General features: G+C 78.8%; 16 protein-coding genes. 6 read left to right on the top strand and 10 right to left on the bottom strand.

All coding sequences use genetic code 11. The annotated features are described in order from the left end of the window. From OF117_RS18765 to mraZ, 3 genes are all read right to left on the bottom strand, one after another. Positions 1-231, bottom strand: a 231-nt coding sequence (locus OF117_RS18765) for a hypothetical protein (protein WP_263554368.1), incomplete at its 3' end; no start/stop codon positions are given. Further along, positions 228-1205 carry a 16S rRNA (cytosine(1402)-N(4))-methyltransferase RsmH gene (gene rsmH / locus OF117_RS18760; RefSeq protein ID WP_263554367.1) on the bottom strand — a complete coding sequence of 326 codons (978 nt, stop codon included), beginning with the start codon at positions 1203-1205 and terminating at the stop codon, positions 228-230. The genes rsmH and OF117_RS18765, both read right to left, overlap by 4 nt. Before the next feature lie 514 nt (positions 1206-1719). Beyond that, positions 1720-2154, bottom strand: a complete 435-nt coding sequence (gene mraZ, locus OF117_RS18755; RefSeq protein WP_263554366.1) for a division/cell wall cluster transcriptional repressor MraZ — start codon at positions 2152-2154, stop codon at positions 1720-1722. Positions 2155-2421: 267 nt separating this feature from the next. Here mraZ and OF117_RS18750 point away from each other — a divergent pair, with 267 nt between their 5' ends. From OF117_RS18750 to OF117_RS18740, 3 genes are read left to right on the top strand one after another with little or no spacing between them, the layout of a single operon-like run. After that, on the top strand, positions 2422-3402 hold the full coding sequence (locus OF117_RS18750) for an AAA family ATPase (RefSeq protein WP_263554365.1): 981 nt from the start codon (positions 2422-2424) through the stop codon (positions 3400-3402). 5 nt (positions 3403-3407) lie between these two features. Then, positions 3408-4793, top strand: coding sequence for a DUF58 domain-containing protein (locus OF117_RS18745; RefSeq protein ID WP_263554364.1), 1386 nt, complete (start codon positions 3408-3410; stop codon positions 4791-4793). After that, the gene (locus OF117_RS18740; protein WP_263554363.1) at positions 4790-7168 is read left to right on the top strand and encodes a transglutaminase domain-containing protein; all 2379 of its coding nucleotides are present in this window, start codon (positions 4790-4792) and stop codon (positions 7166-7168) included. Before OF117_RS18745 ends, OF117_RS18740 begins: the two co-directional genes overlap by 4 nt. A gap of 201 nt (positions 7169-7369) precedes the next feature. Here the strand turns inward: OF117_RS18740 and OF117_RS18735 are convergent, their stop codons facing one another. The 6 genes from OF117_RS18735 to OF117_RS18710 all read right to left on the bottom strand — a co-directional run bounded on the left by OF117_RS18735 (position 7370) and on the right by OF117_RS18710 (position 12403). After that, entirely contained in the window at positions 7370-7771 is a 402-nt protein-coding gene (locus OF117_RS18735) for a DUF3040 domain-containing protein (RefSeq protein ID WP_263554362.1), read from the bottom strand. 124 nt (positions 7772-7895) lie between these two features. After that, positions 7896-9185, bottom strand: a complete 1290-nt coding sequence (gene dinB / locus OF117_RS18730) for a DNA polymerase IV (RefSeq protein WP_263554361.1) — start codon at positions 9183-9185, stop codon at positions 7896-7898. A gap of 50 nt (positions 9186-9235) precedes the next feature. Further along, the gene (locus tag OF117_RS18725) at positions 9236-9973 is read right to left on the bottom strand and encodes a glycosyltransferase (RefSeq protein WP_263554360.1); all 738 of its coding nucleotides are present in this window, start codon (positions 9971-9973) and stop codon (positions 9236-9238) included. Then, positions 9970-10584 (bottom strand): nodulation S family protein, encoded by a 615-nt coding sequence (locus OF117_RS18720; RefSeq protein ID WP_263554359.1) that lies wholly within the window; start codon positions 10582-10584, stop codon positions 9970-9972. The genes OF117_RS18725 and OF117_RS18720 overlap by 4 nt, the downstream gene beginning before the upstream one ends. Next, complete coding sequence (locus tag OF117_RS18715) at positions 10581-11420, bottom strand: PIG-L deacetylase family protein (RefSeq protein WP_263554358.1); 840 nt, start codon at positions 11418-11420, stop codon at positions 10581-10583. The genes OF117_RS18720 and OF117_RS18715 overlap by 4 nt, the downstream gene beginning before the upstream one ends. Next, entirely contained in the window at positions 11417-12403 is a 987-nt protein-coding gene (locus OF117_RS18710; protein WP_263554357.1) for an acyl-CoA dehydrogenase family protein, read from the bottom strand. The genes OF117_RS18715 and OF117_RS18710 overlap by 4 nt, the downstream gene beginning before the upstream one ends. 139 nt (positions 12404-12542) lie before the next feature. Between OF117_RS18710 and OF117_RS18705 the strand changes: the two genes are divergently transcribed. From OF117_RS18705 to OF117_RS18695, 3 genes are all read left to right on the top strand, one after another. Next, on the top strand, positions 12543-12830 hold the full coding sequence (locus OF117_RS18705; RefSeq protein ID WP_263554373.1) for a BatC protein: 288 nt from the start codon (positions 12543-12545) through the stop codon (positions 12828-12830). Between the two features lie 239 nt (positions 12831-13069). After that, entirely contained in the window at positions 13070-14278 is a 1209-nt protein-coding gene (locus tag OF117_RS18700) for a cupin domain-containing protein (RefSeq protein ID WP_318014273.1), read from the top strand. Positions 14279-14417: 139 nt separating this feature from the next. Beyond that, entirely contained in the window at positions 14418-15278 is an 861-nt protein-coding gene (locus tag OF117_RS18695) for a sucrase ferredoxin (RefSeq protein WP_263554356.1), read from the top strand. Between the two features lie 49 nt (positions 15279-15327). Here OF117_RS18695 and OF117_RS18690 read toward each other — a convergent pair. Continuing rightward, positions 15328-16479 (bottom strand): alkaline phosphatase family protein (locus OF117_RS18690; protein ID WP_263554355.1); only part of this gene is annotated, 1152 nt, incomplete at its 5' end.

The raw sequence follows: 16479 nt of genomic DNA, 5'->3' as shown, positions 1-16479 counted from the left end.
CGCCTCGGTCGCGTCGGCGGGCCCGAGGGCGACGTCGCCGTCCACGGGGCGTGGCGCCGGCCGTGCCGCCCGCCGTTCGCCGGCGCCCGGCCGTGCCGCCCGCCGCCCGCCGGTGCCCGGCGAGGCGCCCGGCGCCGTCCGGGAGCTGCCGGACCGCGGGGTCGCCGTGCGGGACGTCGCGTCCCCCGTGCCGGTGCCCGTCGTCGACCGCGCGGTCGCGCGGGCGCTCATGCCGCCCGCCGGATGCGCTCGGCGGCCCGTACCCGGGCGGAGGCCGCCCGCGGGTTGGCGGCGACCTCGGCGGCGCCGGCGGCCTCGCCGCCGCGGGTGAGCAGCCGCAGCACCGGGCCGAGCTCGGGCAGCGGCACGGGCAGCTCGGGCGGCGTCCGGTCGCCGGCGCCCGCGGCCAGCACCTGCTTGACCATGCGGTCCTCGAGGGAGTGGAAGGTGATCACGACGACGCGCCCGCCGAGGGCCAGGGCGTCCAGCGCCGCGGGCAACGCCCGGGAGAGGGCGCCGAGCTCGTCGTTGACCTCGATGCGCAGCGCCTGGAAGGTGCGCTTGGCCGGGTGGCCGCCGGTGCGGCGGGTGGCCGCCGGGATGGCCGCGCGCACCAGCTCGGCCAGCCGGCCGGTGCTCGTGAAGGGCTCCCGCTCGCGCTCGCGGGTGATGGCCGCGGCGATCCGCGCGGCGAAGCGCTCCTCCCCGTAGACCCGCAGCACCCGGGTCAGGTCACCCGCGGAGTAGGTGTTGACCACGTCGGCCGCCGTGCGCGGCGCGCCGGGGTCCATGCGCATGTCCAGCGGCGCGTCGGTGGCGTAGCTGAACCCGCGGTCGGGCCGGTCCAGCTGCAGGGAGGAGACGCCGAGGTCGAACAGCACCCCCTGCACCTCGTCGATGCCGAGCCGCGCCAGCACGTCGGGCAGCTCGTCGAACACCGCCGGGACCAGGGTGGCCCGGTCCGCGTGGCCCGCCGACTCCAGCCGCCGGGCCGCCTCGGCCCGCGCCTCGGGATCGCGGTCGAGGCCGACCAGGCGCAGGCCGGGGTGGGCGTCCAGCAGCGCGAGGGCGTGCCCGGCCAGGCCCAGGGTGGCGTCGACGAGGACGGCGCCGTCGGCGGCGCAGGCCGGGGCCAGCAGCGCGGCCACCCGCTCCAGCAGGACCGGGACGTGCACCGGCGGCCGCAGCGGCTCGGTGCTGTTCATCGTCGGCAGCCTCTCGTACTGGTCGGGTCCGCTCCCGATGGTGCCGCTTGCGGCCGCGACGGACGGGGCGGCGCACCGGACGACCGGGATCGGCGGGCCGGATCGCGGGGCGGCGGGCCGGGAGGCGGCCCGGCGGCGGACGGGACGGGGCAGCCGGGCGGGGAGAGGGCGAGGGGCGCCGCGGGCACCGGCCGGGGGCGCCGGTGGGGCGCAGTGGGGATCGTGGGGGCAGATGGGGCGCGGGCCCACCCGTCGGGTGGGGTCCGCACCCCGCGGGGCCCGCCTGGCACCGGGGAAGTGCGCCAGGAGGGGCCCCGCGGGGGCGGTGGAGCCTCTACCGGCCGGTGCGCGGCCGGCCCCGGCGTGCCCGGCGACCGGCGCCGGGTCCCGCCGTCGGTGGTCCGAGCCGCGGGGAAGGCGGCTCGGGCCGACCCGGTCGAGCCGCGGGGAAGGCGGCTCGTGCGGGTGCGAGGGCGGAGGGCCGGAGCGTGCACGGGCGGGTGGGCTCCCGGGATCACGACAGCGTCGGCATCCCCTCGCTCTCCATGTCGGCGTAGGCGGCCTCCTGCTCGGCCACGTAGGCGTCCCAGGTGGCGGCGTCCCAGATCTCGAAGCGGGTGTCCACACCGACGACCACGACGTCGCGGTCCAGGCCCGCGTACTCGCGCAGGGCGGCGGGGATCGTGATCCGGCCGGTCTTGTCCGGTTCGATCTCCACCATGGAGCCGAAGCTCATGCGGGCGCGCATGCGGGCGGCGGCGGTGTCGGCCGGTGCCATCGCGGCCAGGGCGGAGCTCTGCTCGGCGACCCGGGCCATGGTCAGGCCGTAGATGCAGCGCTCCTGACCCTTCTTGATCACCATGCCGTCGGCCACCTGCTCCCGGAAGCGGACGGGGAGGGCGAGCCGGCCCTTCTCGTCGAGTCGGAGCGGGTAGCTGCCGACGAACACCGGATCACCCCCCGCATCTGTCCTCCCCTGGCTCCGCAGGGCTCCCCGGACGGTCCCTGCCTCCCCACCGGGCGACACATTAACCCACTAGCCCCCACCGGACACCACTCGTCGCCGTGTCGTGACCTGTCCGTCCCACGGCTCGCGCTGCAGGTCACGCAGGGGTGCGGCGCTGGTCGGGCAGGGATGCGGTGCCGGGTGGGGACGGAGTGCTCGCCGTGCCCGGGAAGCGCTCCGTGCGGCACGCGGCCACGTACCGTGGGATCCGTGACGGAGGCGACACGGACCGCCGACGGAACGGCCGGTCCACCGGTCGACGTCGCCGCGGAGGGCGCACGGATCGCAGCGAACATCTCCCGGGTGGTGCAGGGCAAGCCCGAGGTGGTCCGGCTGGCCCTCGTCGTCCTGCTGGCCGAGGGGCACCTGCTCATCGAGGACGTGCCCGGGGTCGGCAAGACGACGCTGGCCAAGGCGCTCGCCGCGTCCATCGACGCCAGCGTGCGGCGCATCCAGTTCACGCCCGACCTCCTGCCGAGCGACGTCACGGGGGTCGCGATCTACGACCAGGAGACGCGGGAGTTCGAGTTCAAGCCGGGCGCGATCTTCGCCAACGTCGTCGTCGCCGACGAGATCAACCGCGCGTCGCCGAAGACGCAGTCCGCCCTCCTGGAGTGCATGGAGGAGCGCCAGGTGACCGTCGACGGCGTCAGCTACGAGCTGGCCCGGCCCTTCCTGGTCATGGCGACGCAGAACCCGATCGAGATGGAGGGCACCTACCCGTTGCCCGAGGCGCAGCGCGACCGCTTCACGGCCCGGGTCTCGATGGGCTACCCGGACCGCGACGCCGAGCTGGCCATGCTCGACGAGCGGGCGGTCACCGACCCGCTGACCACGCTGCCGGCGGTGGCCGACGCCGCCACCGTGCGGGAGCTGGTCACCGCGGTGTCCCGGCTGCACGTCTCCGAGGCCGTCCGCCGCTACGTCGTCCTCCTGGTCGAGGCCTCCCGGCGCTCCTCCGAGCTGCGCCTGGGCGCCTCACCCCGCGCCGGGCTCCAGTTGCTGCGGGCCGCCCGGGCGGCCGCGGCGCTGACCGGGCGCGACCACGTGCTCCCCGACGACGTGCAGGCCATGGCCGTGCCGGTGCTGGCCCACCGGCTGCTGCTGTCGCCCGAGGCCACGCTCGGCCGCACCACCGCCGAGCAGGTCGTCACCGGCCTGCTGGCGACCGTGCCCGTCCCCCGGCGCTGAGCCCCGTGCGCGGCGGACTCCGTGCGGCCCTGGGCTCGCTCACCCGGCGCGGCCGGGCCGTGGCGGCCGGCGGCGGCACGCTGCTGCTGCTCGGCGCGCTGCTGGGCGAGCGCTCGCTGGTGCAGCTCGCGGTGTTCGTCCTCGCCCTCCCGCTGCTGTCCGTGCTGAGCGTGGGGCGCCAGCGCTTCCGGCTCAGCTCGCGGCGCACCGCGACCCCCTCGCGGGTCGAGCGCGGCGCGCCGGCCGACGTCCTGCTCGAGGTCACCAACACCGACCGGCACCCGGGCGGGCTGTGGCTGCTCTCCGAGCAGCTCCCGGCCGACCTCGGGCCCGCCCCCCGGTTCGTCGTCGAGCGGCTCGGCAGCCGGTCGAGCGCTCCCCTGCACTACCGGGTGCGCGGCGCCCGCCGCGGTCGGCACCTGCTGGGACCGCTCCGGCTGCGCCTGGTCGACCCCTTCGGGCTGGTCGAGCGCACGGTGACCGGGACCGGGACCACCCCGCTGCTGGTCCTCCCCCGCGTCCGGCCGCTCCGCGGCGCCGGGCCGGCGGGCGGGCACGGCGAGGGCGCCGACGGGTCCCGGAAGGCCGTGGCGGTGCACGGCGAGGACGACGTCAGCCTGCGCCCGTACCGCCACGGCGACGACCTCCGGAAGGTGCACTGGCGGGCGACCGCGCGCACCGGCGAGCTGATGGTGCGGCTCGAGGAACGGCCCTGGCGCTCGCAGGCCACCTTGCTGCTCGACACCCGGGCGCGGGCGCACCTGCTGGCCGGACGGCGCGACGGCGCCGTCCCGGTGAGCCCGCGCGGCGACCCCAGCCCCCCGCCGGACAGCCTCGAGTGGCTGGTGGAGGCCGCCGCGAGCATCGGCACCCTGCTCGGCCGCCGCGGCTCGGTCCTGCGCGTGGTCACCGACACCGGCGAGCTGCGACCGGCGTCCGGGCGGGGCAGCCTGGGCCCCGACGAACTGCTGGAGCAGCTGGCGCTGGTACGGCCCTCGCGCGCCACCGGCCTGGGCCCGGCCGTCGAGGAGCTCGACCGCGTCGCCGGCGAGGGCCCGGTGGTCTGCCTGCTCGGCGCCGTCGGCCCGGACGACGTGGATCCGCTGCTGCGCGCGCGGACCGGCCCGGCGACCGACGTCGCGGTGCTGGCCGACATCGGCAGCTGGGCCGAGGCCGGCCGGGGCGGGCCCGGAGCCGGTCGCCGGGGTCTGTCCGGAGCCGCCCGCGCCGAGCTGGACCGGCAGCGGGAGGAGTGCGCCGCCCTGCTGCGGGCCGCCGGCTGGCGGGTGGCCACCGCGCGCGCCGACCTCCCGGTGGAGCGGGTGTGGACCGAGCTCGTCCGCGGCGTCGGCCTGCCCGCCGGCGGCCCCGGGGTGGAGGTGCCGGCGTGACGCGGGCGGACCGCCGCACCGCCGGCGCGGCGGCGGGCGCCACCCTCCTGGGCTCCTGCGCCCTCGTGCCGGTCTTCACGACGCGGGCCTGGCTGCCGCCGGTGCTCGCCGTCGTGCTGGTGGTGTGGGGGGGCGGCCTGCTGCTGCGGCACGGCGGCCCGGCCGGGTGGGACCGGGTGACGCGGGAACGCCCCGTCCCCGAGCGGGTCCGGGCCGTGGCGACCGCGCTGGTCCCCGGTGCGCAGGTGCTGCTCCTGCTGTGCCTGCTCACCACCCTCTGGGCGCCGGACGGCGCGTGGGCGGGCGTGCTGCCCACCGGGGAGAGCCTGGACGGGCTGCGCGGGGTGCTGGCCGACGGCACGGTGGAGCTGCGCGAGCAGGCGACCCCGGCGCTGCCGCTGACCGGGCTGCTCGCCCTGACCACCCTGCTCGTCGGGCTCGTGGCGGTGGTGGTCGACAACGTCGCCGTGGCCGGGCGCCAGGCGGCGGCCGCCGGCCTCGGGCTGCTGGCCCTCTACTGCGTGCCGATCAGCACGATCACCGGGGAGATCGGGCTGGTGCCGCTGGCGGCGCCGGCCGCCGGCTTCGGGCTGCTGCTGTGGGCCGACCAGCGGAGGTGGCTGGCCACCCGCGACCGGGCGGCGGCCCGCGCGGTGCGCTCGCGGGGCGGGGGCGCCGCGGTGCGCTCCGGCGCCCTGGCGCTGCTGCTCGCCGTGGTCGTGGGCGCGCTCGTGCCCACCCTGCCGGAGGGCGTCATCGGCCCGGGGGTCGGCACGGGCCCGGGGGTCGGGTCGACGGGCCGGGCGCTGGACCCGGTGGCCGCGCTGCAGGGCCAGCTGACCCGCCCCGAGCCGGCCGAGCTGATGCGCCTGCGCACCGACGTGCCGGATCCCGGGCACCTGCGGGCCGTGGCCCTGGACCAGTACGACGCGGAGAACGGCTGGACCCTGGGCAACCTCGACGGCGAGGACTCGGTGGCCGACCCCGGCGCCGCGGCGCTCGACCCGCTGCCGGCGGCGCAGGAGTCGCGCCAGGTGCGCGCCCGCATCGTGGCCCGCGGGCACGACGACCGGTTCCTCCCGCTCCCCTACGCCCCGCAGTGGGTCGGGCTCAGCGACCCGGAGAACTGGCGGGTCGACCCGGCCACGACCACGGTGTTCGGTCGCGACACCACCACCGCCGCCCGCACCTGGGAGGTGATCGCCGAGCAGCCGCAGCCCTCCCCCGCCCTGCTGCAGACCGCACCGTCGCTCCAGCCGGACGATCCGGTGCAGGCGCGGTGGACGTCGCTGCCGCCGCTGGACCCGAGCGTGACCGACCTCGTGGCGGGGCTGGTCGAGGGCACGCAGACGCCCTACCAGCGGGTGCGCCGGGTGCACGACTTCCTGGGCGACCGGGGCCAGGGCTTCGTGTACAGCCTGGCGACCGCGCCGGGCACCAGCGGTGACGACCTCGTCGACTTCCTGCAGCTGCGGCGCGGCTACTGCGAGCAGTACGCCGGTGCGATGGCCGTGATGGTGCGCGCGGCCGGGGTGCCGGCGCGGGTGGTGCTCGGCTACACGCCGGGCAGGGTGCTCTCCGACGGCTCCCGGCTCATCACGACCGACGACGCGCACGCCTGGGTGGAGGTGTACTTCGGCGGCCTGGGCTGGGTGCCCTTCGACCCGACGCCGATCGACCCCGACCGGGCCGTGGAGCTGGCCTGGGCGCCCCGCGTCGGCGCCCCGGACACCCCGGCCGACGCGGCCGGGGCGCCGGCGCCCGCCCCGCCGCCCCAGGCCGCGCCGCTGCCGCGGCCGGACCGGGAGGGCGCGGGCGGGGCGCTGCCGACGCCGAGGGCGGCCCCCGCCTCGTCCTCGCGGTCGCTGGTCGTCGGCGGCACGGTCGCGCTCGCCGCCGTGGCCCTGCTCGCCGCGCCGGCCGCGGTGCGGATCTCCCGGCGCCGCCGGCGGACGGCCGAGGGCACGGCCGGTGCCCTCTGGGACGAGCTGACCGCCACGGCGCAGGACCTCCGCCTGCCCCTCGACGCCGCCTGGACCCCGCGCCAGGCCGCGGCCCGGCTGGCCTCGGCCGCCGGCGCGGCACCCGACCCGCTGCTCGCCAGCGGCGCCGCCGACGCCGTCCGGCGGCTGGGGCTGGCCGAGGAGCACGCCAGCTACGGGCCCGCCGGCCCACCGACGGACCCGGAGCGGACCGCCGCCCTGCGCGCCGCGCTGCGGACGGCTTCGCGCGGGCTGCGCCGGGCCGCGCCGCGGCGGGCGCGGCTGCGGGCCACCCTGTGGCCGGACTCGCTGGTGGCCGGGGTCGACGAGCGGCTCGCCGCAGGCGCCCGGCGCCTGGCCGGGGCCCTGCGCCGGCCGCCGCGCGCGGCGTGACGTCGGCCGGGGGTCCGCAGGGGCCGCGCAGACGACCGGCCCGCGCGGACGACCGGCCCGCGCGGCAGACCGCAGGAGGCGCAGACGACCGGCCCGCGCAGACGACCGGCCCGCGCAGACGACCGGCCGCCGTCCGGAGGGACGGCGGCCGGTCGGGAGAGCGGGGAACCGAGCGGCGATCGCCGCGCCCGGCGCGGGGTGCTACTGGTCGTAGCGGCGGCGGAACCGGTCCTCGAGGCGGTTCTTGAGCGGCTGACGGCGGCTCTTGGCGCGGCCCCCTCGGCCGACGCCCGCCGTCGGGGCGGCGCTCCCCGGGGACCCTTCCGCGGCACCGGTCGCGGACCGGTAGTTCAGGACGACGAGAGCCGCGCCGCCGAACATGACCAGCCATCCCAGCACGCCGAGCACGACCGAGGGCGCGACCGCGCCACCGATCAGCAGCGCGAGTCCGACGACGGCCAGCAGGCCGCCGATCTGCAGCTTCCGGCGGGCTTTGCCCCGCCGGTCGCCGGTACGGACCGAGGACGCGAACTTGGGGTCGTCATCGACGAGGGCGCGCTCGATCTGCTCCAGCAGACGCTGCTCGTGCTCGGAGAGCGGCACGTCGACCTCCAATGGGCGGAGCCAATGCCGTCGGAGGCTCCCGCCGACGGTGACATCGAGGATACGAGCCGTTCGCGGGTGGCGAAAGGCGACGGTGCGGCGACCCGCCGCACCGATCGGGTGACTACCCGTCCGGGTGGACGGGCACACCCCGCCGGGGCGCGCCGGGGCCGCCTCCGGGGGTGCCACGCGGGGTGGGAACGGGGCCCGCGGACCCGGGTCGACCCCCCCGGTGCAGCAGCGTGGCCGGGCGGACGGCACCGGCGCCGAAGCGGCGTGCGGCCCGGTCGGCGGCCAGTTCGGCGTCGCGCCGGCCGTGCTCGCGCGCACCCAGCTCGAGCTGCCGCGGCGCCGAGCCGGCGTCGACCAGGCGCTCGGCCCGCACCCCGACCAACCGGATCCGCGCCCGGTCCAGGCCGAGCGCGTCGAACAGCCCGCGGGCGGTCTCGTAGAGCTCCTGCCCGACATCGGTGGGCACCTCGAGGGTGCGGCTGCGGGTGATGGTCGCGAAGTCGGCGAAGCGGACCTTGATCGACACGGTGCGGGCCAGCGCCCCGGCCGAACGCAGCCGACCCGCCGTCCGCTCGGACAGGTGCAGCAGTTCGCGGTGGATCACCGCCGGGTCGTCGACGTCGGTGGCGAAGGTCTCCTCGGCGCCGGTCGACCGCTCCGGCTCGTCGGGCACCACCCGGCGCGGATCGCGCCCCCAGGCCAGCTCGTGCAGGTGCGCGCCGGCCGCCGCCCCGACCGCCCGCTGCAGCGTCCGCGCCGGCACGTGCGCGAGGTCGCCGACGGTGCGCAGCCCGAGCCGCAGCAGGACCTCCTCGGTCTTCGGCCCCACCCCCCACAGCGCGCCCACCGGCAGCGGGTGCAGGAAGCCCATCACCTCGACCGGGCGGACGACCAGCATCCCGTCGGGCTTGGCGCGGGTCGAGGCGAGCTTGGCCACGAACTTGGTGCCGGCGACGCCGACCGAGCAGGTGATGCCCTGCTCGTCGTAGACGCGGGCGCGCAGCCACTCGCCGATCTCGGCCGCGTCGCCCAGCCGGCGGCCGGCGCCGGAGACGTCGAGGAAGGCCTCGTCCAGCGACAGCGGCTCGACCAGCGGGGTGATCGAGCGGAACAGCGCCATGACCGAGCGGGACACCTCGGTGTAGAGCGCCATGTCACCCGGCAGCACGGTCGCGGTCGGGCACAGGCGCAGCGCACGGGCGGTGGGCATCGCCGCGTGCACGCCGTACCGGCGCGCCTCGTAGGTGGCCGAGGTGACCACCCCGCGGTTGCCGGCGCCGCCGACGATCACCGGCGTCCCGGCCAGTTCCGGACGGCGGCGCACCTCGACGCTGGCGAAGAACGCGTCCATGTCGACGTGCAGCACGCTGCACCCCGCCGCCCGCCCGCCCGGCGCTCCCACGATCCCTCCCCGACCTCGAACACGTGTTCGACCTGCGGGGATCGTAGCGGTCAGGAGCCGGGCAGGCCGGTCACCAGGCGGTCGATGTCGTCGCCGAACCCGCCCCGGGCGCGCGGCCGGCGGCGCGCCGACGTCCGCACCGGGCACGCCGGGGTGCGCAGCACCGTCCCGCCGACCGCCTCCAGCGCCCGCACCAGGGCGACGTCCTCGCCGACCGGCACGGGCGGGAAGCCGCCGCCGGCCAGGTAGGCGCTCCCCCGGACGCCGAGGTTGGCCCCGTGCACGTGCGGGTGCTCGCCTCCGGCGGCCCGCCAGGCGCCGTAGGCCCGCTCGAAGGCCGCCGCGGCCGGCGGCGGGCAGCCGGTCCAGTCGGCCACGGCCACGGTGCCGACCAGCGCGTCGGCCCCGGCCGCCGCCGCCGTCGCCTGCAGCACCAGCCAGTCCGGCGGCACGGTGCTGTCGGCGTCGGTCGTCGCGATCCACACCTCCTCCGGGCCGACGCCATCCGCGGCGGCGTCGGCCAGCAGCAGCCGGACGCCGGCGTCGCGTGCCCCGCCGACGTCGCCCACCCCGGCCCGACCGCGCTCGACGACGACGGCACCACCGGCCCGGGCGATCGCGGCGGTGCCGTCGGTGCAGCCGTCGGCCACGACCACGACCGGGACCCGGCCCTGCCGGACGCGGGCGACGGCCACCTGCAGCGCCCTCAGGCAGGCGGGCAGCAGCTCCGCCTCGTCGCGGGCGGGCACCACGACGCCCAGCCGCGGTCGCCCGCCCGCCGCCCTCACCACAGCGCTTCGGCGGCGGCCACCGAGGCGGCCCGCACGTCGCCGGCGGGTGCCGCCGTCCAGCAGTCGAGGAGGAAGTCCGGCTCCTCGTGCGCCGCGACGCGGGGCCAGTCCAGCGCCGCGCGCAGCGTGGCGTGGACGGCGTCGCCGGTCTGCGGGTAGCCGTCGACCCGGTGCCGCCAGTGGACGGCGAGCAGCGTGCCGCCGGGCCGCACCGCGGACCGCGCCCGGTCGACGACCGCCGCGAGGTCCTCGGGCCCGAGGTAGTAGAGCACCTCGGACAGCACGAGCAGGTCGCACGCCGGTAGCTCGTCGGCGGGGACGGCGCGTCGTTCGACCGACACGCCGGGCAGCGCGGCCGTGCGCGCGCGGGCGAGCGCGACGGCGGCGCCGCTCACGTCCCAGGCCACCAACCGATCGCAGCGCGGTGCCAGCAGGGCGGTCAGCTCGCCGACCGCGCAGCCGACCTCCACCGCGGAGGCGAACCGGGCGCGCGGCAGGACGGCGACCGTCAGCGCGTACTTGCGGCGCTCGTACCACCGGCTGCGCATCGACCACGGGTCGTCGGAGGCGGCGTAGAGCGCGTCGAAGAAGGAGCCGGGCAGGCTCACCCGAGGACCACCTCCGGATCGCGGTCGAAATGGGCGAGGACGGAGGGTTCGAGCACGGCGGCGTCCTCCGCCGCGGGGCCGAGCGGCCGCACCTGGGTGGTGAAGCGGCCGACGGCCCGCCGCTTGCGCGCCCGGAGCTCCGGATGCAGCGGCACCCGCCGCGCCCGGTGCCACGGCACCCGGGGATCCCCGGGCACCGCCCAGGTCCAGGCCCAGACGGGGTACTCCAGCAGCGCTGCCCCGTGCGCGGCGGCGGCCGCGGACGCCGCCCGGCCGAGCGCCTCGTGGTCGGGGTGGGCGTCGCCGCGCCAGGGCGCCAGGACCAGTCCGGGGGTCGGCGGCCCGTGGACGGCGGCTCCGGCGGCGGAGCCGGTGCCGGCCCGGGTGGGGGCAGCCGCGGGAAGCTCGGCGAGGGTTCCGGCCAGGACCCGGGTGAGCGCGGCCTCCGCGCGGGCCAGGCCGGCGTCGGGCAGACCGAGGCGGGTGGTGGAGGCCGGGTGCAGACTTAGCGCCCGCACCGCGGCCGCCGACTCGGCGACCCGCCGGCGCGCCAGCTCGGCGGGTGCCAGCACCCGGGAGCCCGGGTGGCTGCCCTCGCCGTCCGTGGCGCACAGCAGGTGCAGCCGGGCCCCACGGCGGCTGAGCGCGACGAGCAGGCCGCCCACGGCGAGCACGTCGTCGTCGGGGTGCGCGGCGCAGACGAGCACGTCGGTCCACTGGTCGGCGAGAACCAGCTCGGGCAGCGCGGCGGCGGCCAGCCAGGCCCGCCACGCCGGCTCGGGGGTGCCCGGAGCCGCCGTCGGCCCGCCGGGCGCGGGATGCGGGCGGGCGGTCATGCCGGGCGCCCGCGGTCGGCAGCCGCCGCGTCGGGACGCGCGCCGCGCAGCAGGTCACCGAGCGCGGCCAGCTCCCGCTCCGCGTGGTGCTGGCGCAGGTACACGGTGAGGTCGGCGACCCGGCGCGCGTGCTCGGCGTCGTGGGCCAGCGGGCCGGGGCCCAGCGCGTGGCCGACGAGCCGCAGCACGTCCTCCGCACCGCGGGCGGCGAGCGCGCGGACGCGCATGGCGCGCACCCGGGCCGCGGGGAGGTCGCCGGGACCGGCGTCGACCTCGGCCGCGGCCACCCGCAGCGCGGCGTCGACCCCGTGCAGCTCGACGTCGGCCGCGCCCAGGGCGGCCGACACGAAGGGGTCCCCGTCGCCGGCCGCGGTCAGCCGGGTCGCCACCGCACGGGCACCGCCGGTCCAGACCGCGGCCACGCCGATCCCGCCGTGCCAGAAGCCGGGCCGGCCCGTGTAGCCGCCGACCGGACCGACGGGATCGGCCGGCACGTCGTCGAGGTGGACGTCGGCGGTGTCGGCCGCGGCCATGCCCGGCCCGCGCCAGACCGTCGCGTCCACGCGCACGCCGCCGGCGGCCAGGTCGAGGAGGAACAGCCGCGGCCCGTCGTCGGTGGCGGCGGTGACCAGCGCGTGCGTGAGGGTGCGCGCCCCCGAGCACCAGGCCTTGCGGCCCGACAGCCGCCACCCCCCGCCGGCACCGCGGGCGACCAGCCGCGCGTCGGGCGGTTCGGCGGCCCACACGCCCAGCCGGCATCCGGCGGGCACGGCCGGCCCGCCGAGCTCGGCCAGGACGGCCAGCGCGTCGGCGTGCCCTTCGGCCAGGCGGGCCAGCGACAGGTCGCGCTCACCCAGTGCGGCCAGGGCCTGCCACCGCGCGAGGGTGGCGCCGGTCCCGGGGAGGGGTGGCGCCCAGCCGCCGTCCACGAGGATGGTGAAGGCGCGGGCGGCGGCGAGCCGGCCCTCCTCGACGGCGACCACCGGCCGCTGCTACCCCGCAGGACCGGAGCGGCACACGTGCGGCGCCGCAGCGGGTGGCGACGGCCGCCGAGCGGAAGTCGCAGGTGTGGGCCAGCATCCATCTCGGTACAGCAGCCCGCACCCGACGAATGGAGGAGCCATGGCGCTCGACGACGACGACATGACCAGCACCGAGGGTCCGGCCGACAGCGGGGCCGGCGGCGGCACGCCGGGCCAGCAGGACGGCGGCGCCGACAGCGGCGCCGAGGGACCGCTCGACAGCGGGGCCGGCGGCGGCACACCGGGCCAGCAGGACGGCGGGGCCGACGGCGGCGCCGACAGCGGCGCCGAGGGACCGCTCGACAGCGGGGCCGGCGGCGGCACACCGGGCCAGCAGGACGGCGGCGCCGATGGCGGCGCGGATGGCGGCGCGGACGGTTCGGCCTGAACGAGCAGCGCACCGGTGAGGGCCGGGGGGAGGAGTCGCTCCGCCCGGCCCTGCGCCGGTGCACGGGCCTGGATCCGCGGGTCTTCGCCGAGCGCTACTGGTCCCGCCGGCCGCTGCTGGCGCGTGCCGAGGAGACCGGGGAGTCCTTCGGCGACCTGCTGAGCCTGGCGGCGGTCGACGAACTGCTCACCCGCCGCGGGTTGCGCACGCCGTTCCTCCGCATCGCGAAGGACGGCACCGTGGTGGACGCGAAGCGGTTCACCACCTCCGGCGGGGCCGGTGCCGAGATCGCCGACCAGGTGTCGTCGGACTCGGTGCTGCGGCTGTTCGCCGACGGCAGCACCGTCGTGCTGCAGGGCCTGCACCGGCTCTGGCCGCCGCTGATCGGGTTCGCCGACCAGCTGGCCGCCGACCTGGGCCACCCCACGCAGGTCAACGCCTACATCACCCCGCCGTCCTCGCGCGGCTTCAGCGCCCACTACGACGTGCACGACGTCTTCGTGCTGCAGGTGGCCGGCGAGAAGCACTGGCGCATCCACGAGCCGGTGCTGACCGAGCCGCTGCGCAGCCAGCCGTGGACTGACCGGCCGGCGGAGGTCGCCGCCGCCGCGGCGGGCGAGCCGGTGATCGACGCCGTGCTGCGCCCCGGTGACGCGCTCTACCTGCCCCGCGGCTACCTGCACGCCGCGACCGCGCTCGGCGAGATCAGCGCCCACCTCACCGTGGGCGTGCACGCGGTCACCCGCTGGTCGGCGGCCGAGGCCGCGCTGGACCTCGTGCGCACGCTGGCGGTCGACGACGCCGACCTGCGCCGCGCGCTGCCGCTGGGCGTCGACCTGGCCGACCCGGCCGCCGTCCGCGACGACGTGGCCACCGTGGTCGAGGCGTTGAAGAGCTGGCTGGACCGCGTCGATCCGGACGAGGTCGCCGACCGGCTGCGGGCCCGCACCTGGTCGCAGGTGCGGCCGGAGCCGGTCGCCCCGCTGGCGCAGTCCGCGGCCGCCGCGTCGCTCACCGGCGAGACCGTGCTGCGGCTCCGACCGCGGCTGCGCTGCGTGCTCCGCGAGCCGGTCGGCGACCGGGTGGCGCTGGTGGCCGGGCGGCGCACGCACGACCTGCCGGCCAGCACCCGCCCGGCGCTGGCGGCGCTGCTCGCCGCGGGCGAGCTGAAGGTCGGTGACCTGACCGGGCTCGACGCCGCCGACCAGCTCACCCTGGCGCGGCGGCTGGTCACCGAGTCGGTGGCCGTGGTGCCCGACGCGGTGGCCGGCGGTGGCCGGCCGGCGGAGGACGCCGGGTCCGACGGTGCCGGGCCCCGCGGGCCCGCCGAGTCCGCCGGTGCCGGGCCCGGCGGGGTCGACCGTGCCGGTCCCGGCGGGGCCCACGGCGCCGGAGCGGGCGGCGTGCACGATGGGAGGCGTGGGGACAGCCTCGGAACCGCCCGATGACGCGGCAGCCGACCCCGCGCGGGGCGTGACGGCCCGCGGTACCCCGGCCCGGGACGGCGGGCGGTCGGCGTCGCCGCCCGCGGGACGCCTGGACGCCGGGCGCTGCTCGGTCCAGGCGCTGGACCGCGGGGACGCCCCGATGGCGACCGCCCCGCCGGCCCAGCGCTGGCTGCTGGTCGAGCAGCCCGGCCCCTGGGGGCAGAACGCGCTGGACCACTCGCGGTTCGACCGCGACGTGGCGCCGCGGCTGGCGTCCCGGGTGCGGGCCGAGAACCTGCGGTTGCTGATGATCCGACGTCCGGGCAACCGGCCGGCGGCGCCCGGACGGTGGTGGGCCGTCGTCGACTCCCGGCCCGGGCGCGAGCGGATCTCCTGGGCGGTGCGCGGCAGCGACGCCGAGCTGCTCGAGGCGCCGTGGGACGGGTCCGCCGGCACCCCCGTGGCCGGACCCGCCTACCTGGTGTGCGCGCACGGCGGGCACGACGTGTGCTGCGCCGTGCGCGGCCGATCCCTGGCCCGATCGCTGCCCGCCGCCGACCCGGACAGCGTCTGGGAGTGCAGCCACCTGGGCGGGTGCCGGTTCGCGGCCAACCTGCTGGTGCTTCCGCACGGCTTCTACTACGGGCAGGTGCCCGGGGACGGCGCCGACGTGGTGGCCGCCCACCGGCGCGGGGAGGTGGCGCTGCCGTGGCTGCGCGGGCGGGCCGGGCTGCCGGCCGCCGCGCAGGCGGCGCAGCACCTGGCCCGCCGGGAGCTGGGGCTGGTGGGCGCCGACGACCTGCCGCCGCGCGCGGTGCGGGAGCTCACCCGCAGCGGCTCGGCGGTCGAGCACTGGCGGGTGGTCCTGGACGGCCCGGACGGCGGGGTGGAGGTCATCGTGGAGAGCCGCCCGGGCGCGGACGCGGGCCGGTTGACCTGCCGGGCGGTGCACCCGGTGCACCCGCGCGCCTGGCGCCTGCTGTCGCTGACGCCCGCGCCCGCGGACGCCGCCGCCAGCTGAGCAGCGGCCACCGGCCACCGGGCAGCCGGGCAGCCGGGCGGCGCCACGGTCAGCCCAGCGCGCGGCCGAGCCCCACGAGCAGCGGGATCGCCGTCTCCGCGGCGGTGAGCGAGCCGTGGTAGGCGGCCAGCCGGCTGCCGCCCGGCTCCTGCCGCGGCGAGGTGAACGCCCAGCTGCCGCGTGCGAGCGCCACGACGTCGCCGATACGCGCCACCAGGTCGTCGTCCACGGGGCCGAAGACGCCGCTGGCGACGGCCTCGTCGCGGCCGGCGACCCACGCCCGGCTGCCCAGGACACCGCGCCAGCGCTCCAGGACGTCGGCCCCGGCGCCGGGCACCGCGTGCACGTAGCGGGCGCGCGGCTCCCCGGCGAGCAGGCGCACGCCCTCGGTGAGGTAGGCCTCGTCGTCCACGTCGAGCTTCGTGGTGGCCGGGACGTCGAGCATGCCGTGGTCGGCGGTGACGACCAGCGCCGCGTCGTCCGGGAGGCCCGAGACGATCTGCTCGACGACCCGGTCGACGAGCGCCAGCTGGTTGCGCCAGCTCGGCGAGTCGATGCCGCGGACGTGCCCGGTCAGGTCCAGCTCCGCCATGTAGGCGTAGACCAGCGCGGTCGGCGCGGCGGCCAGCCGCTGCAGCACGGATGCCGAGAGGTCACCGGGACCGACGGCGCCGGGGTAGTCGGCGCCGCGGTACGCCGCGACGGTGAGCCCCGAGCCGGCGTAGAGGTGGGGGCCCACCGCGGTCACCGCGACGCCGGCGTCGGCCGCCTGCTGGAAGACCGTGGGCCGCGCCTGCCAGGCCATCGGGTCGGGGTCGTCGCCCCACTGCACGTGGTTGAGCGCCCGCCCCTCCCCCGGCACGTCGGTGACGAAGCCGAGAACCCCGTGGCTGCCCGGTGGCAGCCCGGTGCCGAGCGTGGTGAGGCTGACGGGGGTGGTGCTCGGGCAGGGCGCGGACAGGTCACCGGCCGGGCTGGCGAGCGCGGCGAGCGTCGGGGCGAGGGAGGCGTGCGCGCGGAGCAGGTCGGCGCCGAGCCCGTCGACGAGCAGGACGGCGACCCGGCGGGCACCGCCCAGCGCGGCGGTCAGGTCGAGGGGATCGGCGGGGAGGCCGTCGCGGTGGACGGCGACCCCGAGCGCGGCGGCGGTGCCGGGCAGCACGTCGGCCAGGGTGGCCCGGCCGTAGTCCGGGCGCAGCAG

This window comes from Geodermatophilus sp. YIM 151500, from assembly GCF_025716945.1.
GTDB lineage: Bacteria > Actinomycetota > Actinomycetes > Mycobacteriales > Geodermatophilaceae > YIM-151500.
Note: the sequence above shows the minus strand (reverse complement) of the source record. Positions and strands in the feature narration are given on the sequence as shown.

Bases quoted from the DNA above. Each gene is read 5' to 3' on its own strand.
- OF117_RS18695 (WP_263554356.1), top strand. From the start codon at position 14,418: ATGGCGACCGCCCCGCCGGCCCAGCGCTGGCTGCTGGTCGAGCAGCCC.
- OF117_RS18715 (WP_263554358.1), bottom strand. From the start codon at position 11,420: ATGACCGCCCGCCCGCATCCCGCGCCCGGCGGGCCGACGGCGGCTCCG.
- OF117_RS18705 (WP_263554373.1), top strand. From the start codon at position 12,543: ATGGCGCTCGACGACGACGACATGACCAGCACCGAGGGTCCGGCCGAC.
- rsmH (WP_263554367.1), bottom strand. From the start codon at position 1,205: ATGAACAGCACCGAGCCGCTGCGGCCGCCGGTGCACGTCCCGGTCCTG.